Source organism: Legionella israelensis (assembly GCF_004571175.1).
GTDB classification, from domain to species: domain Bacteria; phylum Pseudomonadota; class Gammaproteobacteria; order Legionellales; family Legionellaceae; genus Legionella_D; species Legionella_D israelensis.
This window is the reverse complement of sequence record NZ_CP038273.1, coordinates 1,519,183-1,535,579: the sequence shown is the minus strand read 5'-3', so window position 1 is coordinate 1,535,579 and position 16,397 is coordinate 1,519,183. Positions and strand designations below refer to the sequence as shown.

The window sequence follows — 16,397 nt, the reverse complement described above, 5'->3', positions numbered from 1 at the left end:
GCCTGGCTAATGACTTAACCTTCAAACCAATCTTTTGTGCCACCTTCATAGTCGTACACTTGCTTAAAACCGGCCTCATCCAGTTTTTCTGCGGCTTGTGGTGAGGCATTGCATTCAAAACTTGCACAATACACCACGATTTTTCGCTCCTTTGAGCCGGCGACCAACTCCACCAGCTGAGCAAAATTGTCTTTAGTATAAGGAATATTAATGGATGTTCGAATGTGTTTTTTATTGAAGTCATCTTGTGGCAGAACATTGATCAGTACAAAATCTTCATGCTCGACTTCATTCATTTTTTTTAACTGATGTTTTGTGATAGGTTGCATCCTTTCCTCCTTTCTCATTGTCCTAATATCAGAATGATTATAGACCCTAATTTTTACCATGGCAGAGATGAGCGCATGTTTAAATAAAAATGTCCTATAATAAGTCATAAATGGGTAACAAAGGATTGTTCAATGGCAGATATCAACATTTTAAACATTAATCCGGAAATGGTTTGCAGCCTGATAGTTAAAGCTAGAGAATTTCATGCCAAAGAAGAAGTCACATTCAGTGAAGAAAATCCCCAAACGGAATATGAATACGATTGGGCCCAGATTTTAGCCGATCATCAGGATGATTTTACCTATCTCGAAGTAAAAAATGTCATAAAATCACTCAGTTATGATGAGCAAATCGACTTGCTTAGTCTAATGTATTTGGGGCGGGATGATTTTGATGACTGGGAAAGTGCTCATCAGGCAGCCATTAACAATTTCATTCCCAATCTAACCGATTATTTGTTGGCCCATCCTTATATTGCCGATTATTGGGAAAGCGCATTAGATATACTTGAATATAACTGTGAAAAATAATCGTCTTGATGAAGCAGACAGATCTTTTAAATCATTTGGTGTAAAATGATTTAATTAAAACCAGTTCAGACTATGGGAAACTGGCCAGTATTTTTTGTTCTTTGAGGATGATGGATTCAGTTGCTTCATCATATTGATAAGCATCGAACAAGTCTTCATCCTCCAATGCTGTTTCTCTAATACCTTCATCAAAAGGCACATCCATTCGTTTGACTGTCCAGGCCCCATGAGTATAACTGGTGTATTTGCCTAATTTACGGTTTGAGGCCGGAGAAACATCAGTTGATGGACGAATGCCGGCCTGCTTTAAGCGATCTTCAAGAACCGAAATAATCTTAACCCACTGTTTGGAATCCAATTCAGGATTGGCATTGCAGTAAATAACCGCCTCTCTCCCTAACATTTTCAAATCCTTTTCTGATTGAATGCCATTGGCTTGCTTTTGGGACATTAACTTAAAAGTACCCAATTTAAATGACCGGGCACAATCAGCAATAATTAAAAAGGCCTTCAGCAAGTCATCTTTATGAATGGCAAAATTAAGTTTCCAGTCAAATTCATTTATTGACTTTACTGGTGGGTAATATCGTTCATAAACAATCCAGCGAGAGCGCTCAGGCATAAAGTCACTAAAATGAAAGGTTTTCAGTTTAAAGTTTAACGAACTGTGTTCTTCAATTTGGTATTTTTTCATGGGAGCATGGCTCGTTGCTTGAGGTATGTGCTGGAAATAGGCAGTAAGGATATCCTCAAATTTCTCAGTCTTAAACATGTGCGCAAAAGAAGTGACCATTTTGAAAAATGTATTGGAGGCATACTCAAGATACACGCTTTTGTCACTTCCAGTTCCCGTTTTGTTCTTTATTGAATCGTTCGTTATCGGCGAGGTTTTTGACAACGGTCTTTCTTTTCCCTCCAGTAATTGAGCCAAAAAACTTTGTCTTTTCTGCTGCGTTTGCTCTTCTGTACCTGGTGAGATAAATCCCATTAATGAGGAATTTTTAACTGTACCCCTAAGATAGTTATTAAACTTTTTAGCGTTTGGATCATAAGGTTGTTTTCTCAATAATTCGATGTAGGCTTCTTGTAAAATAGAGATATCAGATAACTGTTGTGAACTGTAATCCTCAACGCCTTCTTCTTGAGCATACAATCCCTCACTGTTAACAATCATGTTAAAAGCGATATCTAAAAGCTGTAACTTGACCAAAAGTTGAGTACTGTAATTTAATCGTTCAAGAATGTTAGCTACAGTCAATGCCTTTTGCTTGTCAGCACCTAATAGAGGAAGCAACATAAATTCTGCTGAAATATGCTCGGAGCTTACCATCCAATGGCCATTATTTTCATCATCATTTAAAAGTATAAGATAAGCATTGGCAATTTGTTCCAGATAAAAATATTCTTCTTCCTTCTGCAACTGCTTGGAAAGAACCTGCTCACTTAAAATGTGTAAATAATCCATTTTTTCTGTAAGAGAAAATGGAACATCTTGCGGGCAAAGAATATTTTCCTCAATATCTTTTAATTTTCTTCCTATCGATTCTGCTGAGCGCAGGCTCTTTACCATGAAAGAATGATGGGACATGGCTTCCAGAAAAGTCTGTGGCAGCTCCTCTTTCAATTGAATACGGCAATATATTAAAATGTCCTCAGATACCAGTTGATTCACTAAACTTTTAAATGGATTTGTCTGGCCTTCCATCATTTTCGGGATCTCTAAAGCAAACAATTCCTTTTTATACATGAGTTTTCTTAGTGAAAGATCAATATCAATATCAAATAGCTGTCTCCAAAGTTGAAGATAAGCCTCTTTTAAGGCTTCATTTGTGTATATTCTTTTTATTTCAGCTTCGGTATACGGATTATGGTGGGTAATGGACGTTATGGCATCAAGTAAATGTAAGGGGATGTCTTTGATTAAGCATTTGATTTTCTCCTCTGCAGAAGGAAATTGTGGTGATCCTTCATCGGCCTCCTCAGATGTTTTTGCATAGGCTGCAATCATCTTTTCCACTTGATGTTCATCCAGTGGAATTTCAACAAGAGGTTCTTTTGCTTTTTTATTCATGTAATAAAACCGCTTGTCAGCGGTCAGTACGTAAGCTTCAGTGGACTCAATCGATTGCAACAAAGTCATATTATCCAGTGTGTCAGAGGCCAGAATGAAATCCATTTTTTTGTTTTCATTCTCGATTTTATTAAACACTTCTTCTATCAGAGACAATTTTTTCTCTAGGTTATACAGCGTTTTACCTTCTGCATTTCGATATTCATTCTCCAATGCATTTAATGTGTCTAATAAAACCTTCGCATTTATTGACTCACTATCATTTAACAGAGGAAATAAAGGATTTTTTATCTTCAGATCTTCAAATTCCATGCCATGGCTATTTTGATAATAATTAACTACAAAGTCCCTGCTAAAATGACGTTTGAAGAGATTTTGAAGCGGTTCAATATTATTCAGACCAGGTTGTTGAGTTGACCAGCGCTCGAGTCTATAGGCCAGTATCGACTCATCGTTATTTTTAAAATAGCTGGCCATTTCATTCTGAGGTTTTTGCGATATCAGAAAAAGATATTCATTTCTTAAAAGCAAAAGCGACTTAAATTGTGTCGGAGTAATATATTGTAAAGAGTTCTTCCATACGTACTTAGTTAGCTCTGCTCGTTTGGTAATGGACAAAAACAAACGCTCAATATAATCGATTTTTTCATCCAGACTCATTGTATCATTATTTGTAATTTCCTTTTTGAAATCCAGTTCAGTCCCATTGTCAATCATTGGGAGTAAAGGTAGATCCTTGACATATTCCTGATAAGCTTTTTCGGTTAAGCGTTTGCCATGGAACTGGAGGCTCTGGCGTATACTGCTTCGTCTTTGATTAATGTATTTTGTTGAGCTATGATGTGCCGAGTCGTATCGGTATTTTTTCTTATGCCGTTCAATGAAGATATCTTCATCAAGATCAAAATCTTTTGATGTTTTCAAAGCCTCTTTCATCGACTCATAGGACTGACTCATCAGGATAATTTTGGTTGGTAAAGCGCTGAGAGGTACCCAGGATATTTTATCCATTACATCGAGACTTATACGACGCCCAGCTTTCATCATTGCACCGGGCATTACGGTTTCCTTAAGCTTTCTGAGCTCCATGTCCTCTTCATAATCTTCTGAAATATATTCAAAAACTTGTTCATATTTGGCAAATTCAGTTAATGCTGCAAGTACGTAGATGGAACAGTTATAACCATCTCTTTGTAGTTGTGAGCGACAAGATTTGAATTTGAAAGACACCCCCATTTGAGAAAGGGATTTATACAGAAGATCAACCGTTTCCAAATGCCTTGGATCGGCGGCTGATTCAAAACAGAAAATGTTATATTGGCCATTTTTATCGCGCTCTACATCAAAGCCAATGGCATGTTCTTCGGCCAAATGATAATAATAAAATTGTTTACGTTCCCCTTTTGCTAATCCTGCAATGTTTTTTGCCAATTTTCTCACTGTGGAATCAGAAGCATAATCAGGGCAGCTGATAAGTACCAGATTCAGAGATCTCATTAGATCTTGATTACGGCGATTTTTACTGTTTAGAAAAGGAAAAATGCTTTGATTGACAATTTTTTGCTCACCATTAAGTTTTGATGATAAAACTCTTATTTCAGAGTCTAAGTCAAGATAACCTGTAGCAGAAAAATCACTGGAAGCAAATTTAGCTAAGGTTTTTTTGCTCTTTTGTTCCTTCATAAATGCCAGTAATATGTTACTGACTTGCTCTTGCACATCATAAGATGGATTTTTAATAGAGCATGTTTTGTCGTTGAAAATTTTTTCTATTTTATGTTTTATGAACGAGTGGAAAAATAGCCAATATGAAAGTCCTTCGACATCTTCATGGCTGATCAATGAAAATAACTCATTTACCTCAGTTTCATCCTGAGTAAAAAAGGGTTTTTGTTTATGGCAATAAATAATGAGTTGAGCCAGTTGTATCGAGTTGATTTTCATATCTCGTCCTCATTCTTAAAAAATTTATACTTAACCTCAGCTCGACGTAAGCATTAGGCTCAGACTAGCTAAGATGACATCATTTTAAATCCCAATTATTAAGAGAACATTAAATAAACAATCAGAGCAAAATGTTTTCAAATTCTAGCTAAATTACCTATTACCAGGGAGGAAAAAATAGGGAATGGTTGAGTTAAGTAAATTGAATGGAATTTTAATGTTCAAGCTTTAGGCGCCTGGATTGAATGAGATGATAAACCACAGGCAGAACAAACAAAGTAAAAAGTGTGCCCAGGCATAAACCGCCAATTAAGACTGTACCAATGGCATGGCGTGATTCAGAACCTGCCGAGTGAGATAACACCAGCGGAACAGCGCCAAAGACCATGGCTCCCGTGGTCATTAATATGGGCCTTAAACGCAGTACAGCCGCTTTCTGTATGGCTTCCTTATGGGATGTGCCCTGCTGAGCAAGCTGGTTGGCGAATTCCACCATTAAAATACCGTGCTTGGAAATTAATCCTATCAAGGTGATAAGCCCTACTTCCATATAAATATTTATTGACTGCCCAAATAAATAGGTAAATAGTAAAGCTCCCGAGCAGGCAAGAGGAACGGTAAAAAGAATAATGAATGGATCGAAAAAATTCTCAAATTGGCTGCAAAGAATGGCATAAATAAAAACGACGGACAAAAGAAATAAAAATAGCGTTGTATTGGATGATTCATGGAGGGTTTTAGCAGCCCCTGTCCAGGTTAATTTATAATGCGGAGGAAGAGTATTTTTACTGATGGCCCATAGTTTATCAATGGCCTTCGCCATAGAGTCGTTTTTTTGCAACTGAACATGCAAGGTGGTTGAGCGCATTTGCTGGAAATGATCAAGTGTGGCTGGTTGAGCTTTAGGTCGCATGGTGGCTATGGCTCCGAGAGAGATTTTTTTCCCCTGTGGATTGGTTAAATAAAGCTCATTTAAGGTCCATGGCGCGGAAGCTCCCTTAACGGTGAGATTATAGACTATTCCATCTTTTTCAAAGGCTTGCGATTTGTCACCATTGAAAAATATTTCAATGGTTTTGGCGACTTGAGCTGCATTTAACCCCAGTTTTGCCAATTGATTGTGCTCAAGCTCTATACGATATCCCATGGTATCTAAGCGAAGATCATAACGGCTGGATGCAAAAGCTTGGCTTTCATCGAGTCTTGCCTTTAATTTTTCCGCCTGTTCAAAGAGTTCTCGATAACTGTCGGGACTGGAAATAACCAAACTAAGCTCAGACCCACTGCCTGCATCGTCAATGCCTGGTAAACCGGTATCCCAACTCCAGACAAAGGGATCCACAGAGGGATAATGATTAAAAGAGGGTCTTAAATCCTCGACAATCTGACTGGCTGAACGTTTTCTTTGCTCATGAGGTTTAAGGGGGAGAACAATGTTGCCGCCCCAATCACCGATGAAAGTCAATCGATGGCTGGATTCAGGAAGTTGACGAATAACTTTTTCAAGACTGAGTATTTTATTATCAATGGTGTTGATGTCCTCCCCAGCAGCAGGTGATGTAAACACTCCAACCAGTCCTCTATCTTCTTTGGGTGCTGTTTCATGCTCAAGCAATTGATATAAACCGATGCTGACACCAATGGAAAGAAATGCCATGCAAAAGATTATTTTTTGATGGCGGAAAACAAGATTTAAGACTTTGTTATATTGCTCTGCAAGCTTTGTAAGAAACTGATCCACCTGCGGCCATAGGTTTTTTTCATTAGGTTTTAACCATCTTGCGCACATCAGAGGAGAAAGTGTCAGCGCTATCACACCGGAAATAAAAACACTGCCTGCCAGAGCGACAGCAAATTCAACAAAAAGCTGACCTAACAAACCCTGAATAAAAGCCAGAGGCAAATAGACGCTGGCCAGGGTAAAGGTCATGGCCACAATGGCAAAGCCAATTTCTCGCGCTCCTTTGAGGGCTGCCTCAAAAGGAGAGCATCCGTTTTCCATATGACGCCAGATGTTTTCCAGAACAATGATCGCATCGTCCACCACAAGTCCGATGGCCAATACCATGGCCAGTAAAGTCATGAGATTGATGGAATAACCAAAGAGTTTCAAAAAAAGTAAGGCGCCGAGCAGGGAAACAGGAATGGTCAATAAGGGAATAACAGTGGCTCGAAGATTACGTAAAAAGAGAAAAACAATGACAAGAACGAGAAAAACAGCCTCAAGAATGGCTTTGCGAATATTTTTTAATGAGGCGTGAATAAAATCCGATTGATCGATAATGATGTTCATTTTAAGATCATCGGGCAATGTTTGCTGTAAGGCACTGAGCATTTGCCGAATGTCTTTTGCCACTTCTATGGGATTGGCATCGTTGGCTCGATTAATGGATAACACCAGTCCGGGATGCCCGTTAACCCTTATGCGAAATTGATTATTGTCCGTATCCAGAGCCACTTCAGCTACGGAGTTTAAAAAAACAGGATGTTTTTTATCGGCTTTGACCAGTAGATTTTCATAATCCTTTTGTGATTTAAGTTCAGAGTTAACAGTGGCGGGAATCTTATTTTGATAATTCCCTGCCGGCAGTGAGATGCGGCTATTGATAAGGGCTGTCATGATGTCATCCGCATTCACACCGAAAGAATACAATTTTTGCGGATCAAGTTCGATTTTATAAGTATAAGGTTGTCCCCAGATATTGACCGAAGCCACTCCTGGAATGCTGCGAAAGTTGTTTTTAAGATGAAGATTGGCATAATGCGTCAACTCGGCAAAATCTCGGCTTGCAGATTCTAAGGAGATGCCAATAAAAGGTAAACCCGAGGATTTCCGCTGACGCTCAACGGAAGGTGATTTTACCGAGGCAGGTAAAAATGACTGTGCTTTCCCTACAGCATCTTGAGCTGCACTGAAGGCTCTATCCATAGAGATGCCAGCACGAAACAGTAAACTGATGTAAGAACTGCCATTATTCGATTGAGAGGTCATGGTATCCAAGCCCTCAATTCCGGCCAGGCGATCTTCCAGAACATTGGTTACAGCGGTTTCGACCAGTTCCGAGCTTGCATTAGGATAAGTGGCAGAAACAGTGATGGTTGGAAAGCTGATGTCTGGGTACTCGCGTACTGGCAAGTTGCGCCAGCACAGCAAGCCCAAAACGACAATCATGCTGTTGATGATAATCGCAATCACTGGATGTTTAATAAAATAACTGGTTATCTGCATAATGATTAACCGACAGTACGGGCAGTGGCTGATTGATAAATATCCACTGGCATATCAGGATATAGCCGCTCTTGGCCTTTAATAACCAGTTGCTGTCCAGGCTTTAACCCGGTAAGAATTTCAATTTTGTCTTTTTGCTGAAGCCCTGTTTTTACTGCAACAAGTACAATTTTCCCTTTTTTTACGAGATAGACAAAAGGTTGGCCGTTTTTGAGGAATAAGGCTTGAAAAGGAACAACAATGGTGTTCTTTTTTTCAGCGACCACCAGTTCAATCGGAATAGTTGACCCCATCAGGCAATTCTCGCATTGAAAATCAATATCAGCAGGACACATATGGGTTTCTTCGTCCAGCATTTTCTGAAAATGATTTAAAGCATACGTTTTACCAAGGATTTTGACGGCTTGACCCGCATTAACGGTTCTTAAATTGCTGCAAGGGATATCCACATCCACGACAAGAGAAGAAGGATCATAAAGGGTGACGACGGCTTCGCCGTTATTAATCTGAGTTCCTTCTCTTTTTTTATAAGCACCGATGATCCCATTAAACGGTGCATAAAAACGAAGGTTATCCAGTTCAATTTTGGCTTTGGATAATTCTTTTTGTGCTTCTATCCAGATTTGTTTTTTTTCTTCGGCTTCTTTGGCGCTGACATAGCCTTTGCTGATGAGGGTATTTAATCGCTCATACTGAACCCTGGCCAGTGATTCAGCATTCTGTGAAAGCTGAACGCTATTTTCCAGCTCAGGATTTTTCATTTCGGCAATGAGCGTGCCTTTCTTGACTTTCTGCCCAGTAGGGATCAGGGTATCCAGCATGCCGTTGCCTTTAGCCAGCAATGTCGTTACATGTTTAGGTTTTATCGTTCCCAAAAGATTAACGGTTTGTTGTAAATCTTGTTGTTTAACCTTTTCAACTTCAACGAGTTTATTCGGCTTATTATCTACGGCATCAGAACGGGCACCGTAGAACATTTTTCCTGCGGCGTAAATAACGATTGCGATGAGAAAAATCATCAGGATTTTTTTTCGCAAAATTTGGCGAAACCATTTTAATATAGCAGGTTGGGTGTGCATTTTATTTAAGAACGCCATTTTAAGATGCGATACTTTAACATACTGCTGGTTAGATATTAAGCACTTATTGACCTAAGATGAGCATGGATTAGAAAACAGAATGCAAATCAATCGCCTGATTCAGCTTGGTGGATAAAAAAACGTAATGGCGAACGACATCGCTAAGACCGTCGATGATAAACTGTGTTGCAATAGCGGCAAGAATCAGCCCCATGATTCGAGTCATGACGTTTATACCGATTTGTCCCATATGTTCACTGATTTTTCTGGCCTGAAGAAGAATTAAATACAGTGCAGAAATGCAAAAGAGCAAGGCAAAACAGACGAATATGTATTCCATCATGGTGCCTGCCTCATCACCTAACATGATGACCGTCGTGATCGACCCCGGCCCTGCAATAAGGGGTATGGCTAAAGGAAAGATGGACACATCCTCTTTGGCAATGCCTTCTTCAAACTCCCGATGGGATGTTACAGAGCGCATCATACGGACATATAACATATCCAAGGAAATTTTAAACAGAATAATACCTCCGGCAATCTTAAAAGCCGGTATGGTGATTTTAAAAAACTGTAAGATAAAAGCGCCCATTAAATTCACTAAAAGTAAAAAGCTTCCTGCTGTCAAAATGGCTCTTTTCGTTGTCCATTTCAGCTCTTCCTCACTTAATTCTTCGGTGAAAGAGATATATTGGGGTAAGATACCTATGGGATTTAGAATTGCAATAAGTGCGCCAAGGCTAAATAGCATGAAATTGATGGTCAGGCTATAGTCCATTGTTGAGCTTCCCTCGCGATAAAGGCCTGGATAAAATGCATCCTACGGTGTATTGGGTTTTTTTAGGTTTATTACGATGGATGGCGGCGTAACATCAATTTATAATAAGGGATTCTTTGTAAAAAAACAAAACCCTTAGGTAAAGTGTTTTATGAATGCATAAATTATATGCATTTTGCCCTTAAAGATTAACGACTGTTTTTTTTATATTTACCGAGGACGGCCAATAATGTATGATCAATGCACAATTTAATAGCAGATTCTAATTGATTTCTTATGGTTATCTTATTGATAACATTAATCATTCTATTTAACCTTCTTTGTATAACCGTGATGTTTTATAAATGGTCACGGCGACCTGCAGAACGTTTATCCTTTTATCAATATATGACGCTGTGTCTGAGTGGTATTATTGCTTTCATAGCTGATACCGTTGGTGTAGGCAGTTTTGCTGTAAATGTTGCTCTGGCAAAATTATTCGGTACATTTCAAGATGATGAGTTGCCTGCCGTATGTAACGGCGCCCAGGTCATTCCTGGCATTATTGAGTCCTTTTTTTTCATGCACCTTGTTAATGTAGATGTGAAAACGCTGGTTACGCTGGTTTCCGGTGCTTGTGTCGGTGGTTTGATTGGGGGATGGGTGGTTAGTTTTTTAAGTAAGCAGGCTATTCGTCTCGCCATGATCGCTTGCTTTGCTTTGCTGATTATACTGGTTATTGTGCATCAGCTCCATGTTTTCTCGATTGGAGGCGATCTGATTGCCTTGCACTCATGGCGACTGTTTATTGGCTTTTGGGGCATGATCATTTGTGGAGCATTAACTTCTGTAGGAATTGGTTTATTCGTGATGGTTCAAGCAGTTTTATTTTTGTTGAATGTTTCCCCCTTAATCGCTTTTCCCATCATGACGACGGCGGGGGCGATGCAACAGCCTTTGACCACACTTGTGTTTTTACAACAAAATAAAATTCCCTTAAAGAAAACATTGATTTTAAGTCTGTCTGGCTGTCTAGGTGTGGTTTTAATCTTGCCTTGGTTTACTCAGTTAGCGGTTAAATGGTTGCATTCTTTGTTGTTATTCATTTTGATTTATAATTTTATTATCATTGGGCGGGCGTACCTGCACTCACGGTTAAGGCAAAAATATAAGCAGCCTCACGCTCTGGCTGTCGAATAAGTAACTCATGTTACGCGGCACGTATTTTTTAGAACATTTGGACGCTTTTTGGAATTTTAAAGCGTAGTTTACATGGAGTAAATGAGCATTTGAAATTCCAAAAAGCGTCCAAAGATGCAAAGACGAAGCTGCATAACATGAGTAAGTAAGAGCATTAAAAATCACCATCGCATTCCCATGAGGGAGCAGGAATGTGAGGTAAAGAAAAAAAGTTCAAACATACATCATACTGTACTCTGGTATTTTTTCTGAAACTAAAGTATTTTTAATCCCTTATGCCTCTAGGGTTCTATCTGGTCTTTATGTTTGATGAGTTACAGGAAGGGATATATGAAAAAAAGCTTAGTGGTTTTGCTTCTGCTATTTTGTTCATTGACCGGTTTTGCTGCGGATAAACGTTTTGATACTTTTGTTGTCTTTGGTGACAGTCTCTCTGATAACGGTAATTTATATAATTACATGTGGCATTTGCTACCAGCTTCCCCGCCTTATTACGAAGGTCATTTTTCTAATGGACTTTTATGGATAGAATACCTTTATAAGTCTTATTTTTCAGATGGTCATGCAGAAGGTTTTCAGGATTATGCCGTTGGAGGGGCGGGTGCAATACTATCGTATAAAGAAAACTTGCCTTTTACTTTAACGGTTGAGCTCGATGATTATCTTTATTGGAATACTTATGATAGAAAGGAGTCCACTTTATATACCATCTGGATTGGCGCCAATAATTATCTTAATGGGCCAACAAACATTGAGCCGCTGACCGATGCCGTTGTGGATGCCATAGGTGGAGTGGTGGAACGTATTATTGGTTACGGGGGGAACAAGTTTTTGCTGATTAACCTGCCGGATATGGGGCTTTCACCGCAAGCACGTGAGAATCATATGGAAAGTTTACTGACGGAATTAACCAGGGCACATAATCGAAAACTGGCAGAAAAAGTGGAGCAATTACGACAAAAATATCCGGATAAGATCTTTGTTTATTTTGACGTGCATCATTTTCTTAATTATGCCATAGAGCATGCCAGTGATTACGGTATAACCAATGTTACTGAGCCCTGTTACACGGGCGGTTACAGGGGCTGGCTGCCGGAAGTTTTTGGCGATGACACGCTTTTATATGATGATCTGCAAAAGCAAAACGCTAAATTCACTGAAAAACGATGGCAGATGATTCAAAGCAATCCATCTTTGCTTGAAGCCACACGCTTTGGTTATTGGTATCGAATCTTATCTGAAACACCTCAGGATGAACCACTGAATTGCGAGAGTTACTTATTCTGGGATCGGGTGCATCCCACCACCGTTGCCCATTATTTGATCGGCCAACAAGCCCGTTTGTTGCTTGATGAAGCCGGACTTGAAGCTTTTTCAGATAATGAAGCCGGTTTAATACGATAAAATTCAAGTGCGTTTTGAGCCAGAATGTTTCTGCATTCGGACTCGTTGAAATGAGTGGTAATAAGATTAAGATCAGAGGCATTAAAAGGGCGTGATGCTCGGGTTCCTGGCAAATCGGTACCAAACATCAATGCCTGAGGGCAGATGTCGTTGATTTTTTTTAAAGCATCAAGCACTTCAAAATCAACGCGCATAAAACCTGTGGCTTTAACACGCACGCCTTTTTCGACTAACCTGTAGAGTCGCCCAAGCCCTTCTCTGGTTAAACCCAGATGATCAATGCTGACCTTTGGCATTTGTCGGATGTATTTTTCCAATTCAACAAGCCTTGAATTCTGTACATAAAGCTCCACATGCCAGCCCACCAGATCAAAAATTCGTCTGGAAAAACGAACCAATTTTTCGGGAGACTGAGCCATGCTGCGATATAAATTAAAGCGAATACCCTTGATGCCTTTTTCATCCAGAGCAAGGATATCTTTGTCAGAAGTCTCATCGGATAATGTGGTAATGCCAACATGGTTTTTTGCCTGATGAGATAGAAAATCAATAAGAAACTCTTGATACCCTTCCTGAAAAGAGCCAGCAACAAGGGTTCCTCCGATTAAGAGATAAGGTTTCATGCGGGACTGATAATCATGAAAGCTGAAAGGCTTTGGCAAAAAATCATGATTTATTTTTAAAGGGAACCGCTGATCAATGATATGAAAATGGGCATCAAATAACATATAATCACTAGCAATATAAAATGTATTTTATATAGTATGGAACAATCAAAGAGCAAAACACAAAAAAAGCAGGAAGTTGAACGCCTGCAAAAGCTGGGTGTTGACATGATTAAATTAAGCGACGGCCAATTAGAACAGCTTTTATTGCCTGAAGTGCTGAAAAAGGCCATCATCGATGCGCGCTCAATTAAAAGTCACGGCGCAAAACGAAGGCAGGCTCAGCTGATTGGCAAATTAATGCGGGCCGCAGACAGCGAAGCCATTATAGCCGCCTATAATGAATTGCTCGCCGAAGGCAAGGCGAAAACTGCAGCTTTTCATGAAGCTGAGCGCTGGCGTGAGCGTTTATTAACAGAGGGTAGTGAAGCGCTTACGGAATTTATTCATCATCACCATCCTGATGATATCCAGCATTTAAGGCAGCTTGTTAAAAAAGCAATTGATGAGCAGCAAAAAGGAAAAAATACAGGTGCTAGCAAGACGTTGTTTCGTTATCTGAGGTTATATATACAATGAATTACTCGCTATTCATCAGTTGTCCCAAAGGACTTGAGTATTTACTGGAAGAGGAACTGAAAAATCTAGGGCTTTCAGTGACCAGGGTTAGTCCGCAAGGAGTATATGGCGAGGCAACGCTTGCCGTTGTTTACCATTTATGCCTATGGTCAAGAATTGCCAATCGTTTGCAGTTGATTTTATTTAATGGCAATGCCAGTAATGAACAAGCTTTGAACAAGCTTTGTGCCAATTTTCCCTGGCAAACGGTTTTCAGCCCTGATAAGACCATTGCTGTTGAATTTCATGGTTCTTCCGCTCGCATCCGCAATACCATGTATGGCGCGCAATTGGTCAAAGATGGCATCGTGGATCATTTCCGTCAATTGAACATCAGTCGACCAACCGTTAATAAGGACAATCCGCAGATTCGACTGCATGCTTACCTGAAAAATGAACAACTGACCGTCAGTTTCGATTTAACCGGATACAGTCTGCATCAGCGGGGCTATCGCAGTAAAGCTGGCGTTGCTCCCCTGAAGGAAAATGTGGCTGCCGCCTTGCTAATGCGGGCCAAATGGCCGGAATTGGCTGCTAAGGGGTATGCTTTTCACGATCCCTTTTGTGGCTCAGGAACCCTGGTCATTGAAGCTGCAATGATGGCTGCACATATTGCTCCTGGCTTATTACGCCAAGATCAGTCTCTTATGTACTGGAGCCAGCATCAACCTGGCTTATGGGAAAAACTGCGCTCCCATGCTTTAAGTCAGGTAAAACCGGTAAAAATAAAATTGTTGGGTTCTGACTCTAATTCCAAGTTAATTGCCGCTGCTTTTAAAAACGCTGAGCGCGCCGGGGTTTTGCCTTTAGTGGACTTCAAAACCCAGTCAATACAGGAATGCAGAGCAACTCAGGTTAAGGGTTTGCTGGCCTGTAATCCTCCTTATGGAGAGAGGATGGGCGAGATCACTCAATGGGTTCCCTTGTATCAGCAATTGGGAGCCGTATTAAATAAACATTATCAAAACTGGCAGGCGGCTATTTTGACGTCCAGCTCTTTATTGGCGAAAGCCATCGGACTGCAGTCGAAAAAACAATATACTCTTTTTAATGGTCCACTGGAATGTAAGTTATATTGTTTTGATGTTCGTGCTACCAACCAATTGCAGGGCGTCGATAACAAAAAACTGTCCAGCGGCGCTGAAATGTTCATTAATCGTTTGAAAAAAAATTATGCTCATTTAAGTAAATGGGCGCGAAAAAATCGGATAAATTGTTATCGGGTTTATGATGCTGATTTACCGGAATATGCCTTTGCCATTGACATATATAATGATTATGTTGTTCTACAGGAATATAAAGCGCCAGCAATGATTGCTGCCCATAAGGCTGAGAAGCGCAGTCTTGAAGTGATTCAGTCTATTCCGGCGGTGCTCGGTATTGAAGCGGATAAAATTGTAGTCAAACAGCGGCAACAGCAAAAAGGTCGTGATCAGTATCAAAAATTAAACCAGACGCGAAAGACCATGATCGTAAGTGAGGATCAGGCGAAATTAAAAGTCAATTTATACGACTATCTGGATACCGGACTGTTTCTTGACCATCGCCTGTTAAGATTACGTTTTTCCAGACTGGATGCGGGAACTCGTTTTTTAAATTGTTTTTGTTATACGGCTACCGCCAGTGTGCATGCGGCATTGGCAGGAGCAATAACGACTAATGTCGACATGTCAAAAACCTACTTAAGCTGGGCTAGGGATAATTTTAAATTGAATGAACTTGATGTATCGCAGCATCAGTTTGTCCAATCAGACTGTCTTGAATGGCTGAAAAGCTGTCGTGAGCGTTTTGATGTCATTTTTTTAGATCCACCCAGTTTTTCCAATTCCAAGCGCATGACTCAATCCTTTGATATCCAACGTGATCATATCCGTTTGATTGATGCGACAATGAAATTGCTCAACCCGAGAGGCATGCTGTATTTTTCCACCAATTTAAGAAAATTTAAATTATCACCGGCACTTGAGCAGCGATACGATGTTAAAAACCTCACCGCTGAAACCATTGATGTGGATTTCAGACGCAGTAAACGTATTCACCAATGTTATTTGCTGTCTCGTTTATCAGATGGCTCTTCTGTCACGTAAATTTTATTTTTTAACTCAGGAAGCCAATTGGCCATAAAAAATAACTCAGCCATTAAAAATAAAGGGGCTATGACAATTGCTTCATAAATATGATCTTTGATCGAAGGATGTTTTCCTTCCATCATGTGACCTATAAATTGCAATCCCCAACCAAGGACGAACGTGATGATGAATGCCCAGACCGCTGTTACTGTGGGGCCTGCGTAACCAAAAAGTGTTGCAATCCACAAAAGAAAAATGAGAATGGGTGTTAAAGGCAATGCCAATTTCCAGTTCAGCATAAAAGAATAGATGATCAAGACCAAGGTTCCGATGGTAGCAAAATCCACGTAGAGTACATTGGTGATTCCTATTTGAAAAAAACTGAGAAAAATCATGGAAGAGAGAAGAATGAGCGGTATACTGGCAAAATGAGTGTATCGGCTACTGGGCATTTGATGATAGGCTGCATACAAACGTGCATGTTCTATAAAATTTATCATT

The 16,397-nt window shown here is 39.9% G+C and carries 12 protein-coding genes; 5 read left to right on the top strand and 7 right to left on the bottom strand.

The window, feature by feature from the left end; all coding sequences use genetic code 11:
• Positions 1 to 14: 14 nt before the first annotated feature.
• Entirely contained in the window at positions 15 to 329 is a 315-nt protein-coding gene (locus E4T55_RS06790; protein WP_058502585.1) for a rhodanese-like domain-containing protein, read from the bottom strand.
• Positions 330 to 461: 132 nt separating this feature from the next.
• Between E4T55_RS06790 and E4T55_RS06785 the strand changes: the two genes are divergently transcribed.
• Positions 462 to 860, top strand: a complete 399-nt coding sequence (locus E4T55_RS06785; RefSeq protein WP_058502586.1) for a DUF3775 domain-containing protein — start codon at positions 462 to 464, stop codon at positions 858 to 860.
• A gap of 70 nt (positions 861 to 930) precedes the next feature.
• Here the strand turns inward: E4T55_RS06785 and E4T55_RS06780 are convergent, their stop codons facing one another.
• From E4T55_RS06780 to E4T55_RS06765, 4 genes are all read right to left on the bottom strand, one after another.
• On the bottom strand, positions 931 to 4,875 hold the full coding sequence (locus tag E4T55_RS06780) for a YopJ family acetyltransferase (protein WP_058502587.1): 3,945 nt from the start codon (positions 4,873 to 4,875) through the stop codon (positions 931 to 933).
• Between the two features lie 214 nt (positions 4,876 to 5,089).
• Entirely contained in the window at positions 5,090 to 8,104 is a 3,015-nt protein-coding gene (lpeB, locus tag E4T55_RS06775; RefSeq protein WP_058502588.1) for a multidrug efflux RND transporter permease subunit LpeB, read from the bottom strand.
• Positions 8,105 to 8,109: 5 nt separating this feature from the next.
• A complete protein-coding gene (locus E4T55_RS06770) occupies positions 8,110 to 9,183 on the bottom strand; it encodes an efflux RND transporter periplasmic adaptor subunit (protein ID WP_058502702.1) in 1,074 nt (357 codons plus the stop codon).
• An 88-nt stretch (positions 9,184 to 9,271) separates the two neighbouring features.
• The gene (locus tag E4T55_RS06765; RefSeq protein ID WP_058502589.1) at positions 9,272 to 9,961 is read right to left on the bottom strand and encodes a MarC family protein; all 690 of its coding nucleotides are present in this window, start codon (positions 9,959 to 9,961) and stop codon (positions 9,272 to 9,274) included.
• A 276-nt stretch (positions 9,962 to 10,237) separates the two neighbouring features.
• Between E4T55_RS06765 and E4T55_RS06760 the strand changes: the two genes are divergently transcribed.
• The gene (locus E4T55_RS06760; RefSeq protein ID WP_058502590.1) at positions 10,238 to 11,140 is read left to right on the top strand and encodes a sulfite exporter TauE/SafE family protein; all 903 of its coding nucleotides are present in this window, start codon (positions 10,238 to 10,240) and stop codon (positions 11,138 to 11,140) included.
• A gap of 330 nt (positions 11,141 to 11,470) precedes the next feature.
• Complete coding sequence (locus E4T55_RS06755; RefSeq protein ID WP_058502591.1) at positions 11,471 to 12,544, top strand: SGNH/GDSL hydrolase family protein; 1,074 nt, start codon at positions 11,471 to 11,473, stop codon at positions 12,542 to 12,544.
• On the opposite strand, the gene E4T55_RS06750 is transcribed toward E4T55_RS06755, so the two are convergent.
• Complete coding sequence (locus E4T55_RS06750) at positions 12,457 to 13,272, bottom strand: amidohydrolase family protein (RefSeq protein ID WP_065236020.1); 816 nt, start codon at positions 13,270 to 13,272, stop codon at positions 12,457 to 12,459. The genes E4T55_RS06755 and E4T55_RS06750 overlap by 88 nt on opposite strands.
• A 36-nt stretch (positions 13,273 to 13,308) precedes the next feature.
• Here E4T55_RS06750 and yjgA point away from each other — a divergent pair, with 36 nt between their 5' ends.
• Both yjgA and rlmKL read left to right on the top strand, forming a co-directional pair.
• Positions 13,309 to 13,788, top strand: a complete 480-nt coding sequence (gene yjgA / locus E4T55_RS06745) for a ribosome biogenesis factor YjgA (RefSeq protein ID WP_058502592.1) — start codon at positions 13,309 to 13,311, stop codon at positions 13,786 to 13,788.
• Complete coding sequence (rlmKL, locus tag E4T55_RS06740; RefSeq protein WP_058502593.1) at positions 13,785 to 15,914, top strand: bifunctional 23S rRNA (guanine(2069)-N(7))-methyltransferase RlmK/23S rRNA (guanine(2445)-N(2))-methyltransferase RlmL; 2,130 nt, start codon at positions 13,785 to 13,787, stop codon at positions 15,912 to 15,914. The genes yjgA and rlmKL overlap by 4 nt, the downstream gene beginning before the upstream one ends.
• Here the strand turns inward: rlmKL and E4T55_RS06735 are convergent.
• Positions 15,872 to 16,396: an Mpo1 family 2-hydroxy fatty acid dioxygenase gene (locus tag E4T55_RS06735; RefSeq protein ID WP_058502594.1), complete on the bottom strand. Its 525-nt coding sequence runs from the start codon at positions 16,394 to 16,396 to the stop codon at positions 15,872 to 15,874. The genes rlmKL and E4T55_RS06735 overlap by 43 nt on opposite strands.
• Between the last annotated feature and the right edge of the window lies 1 nt (position 16,397).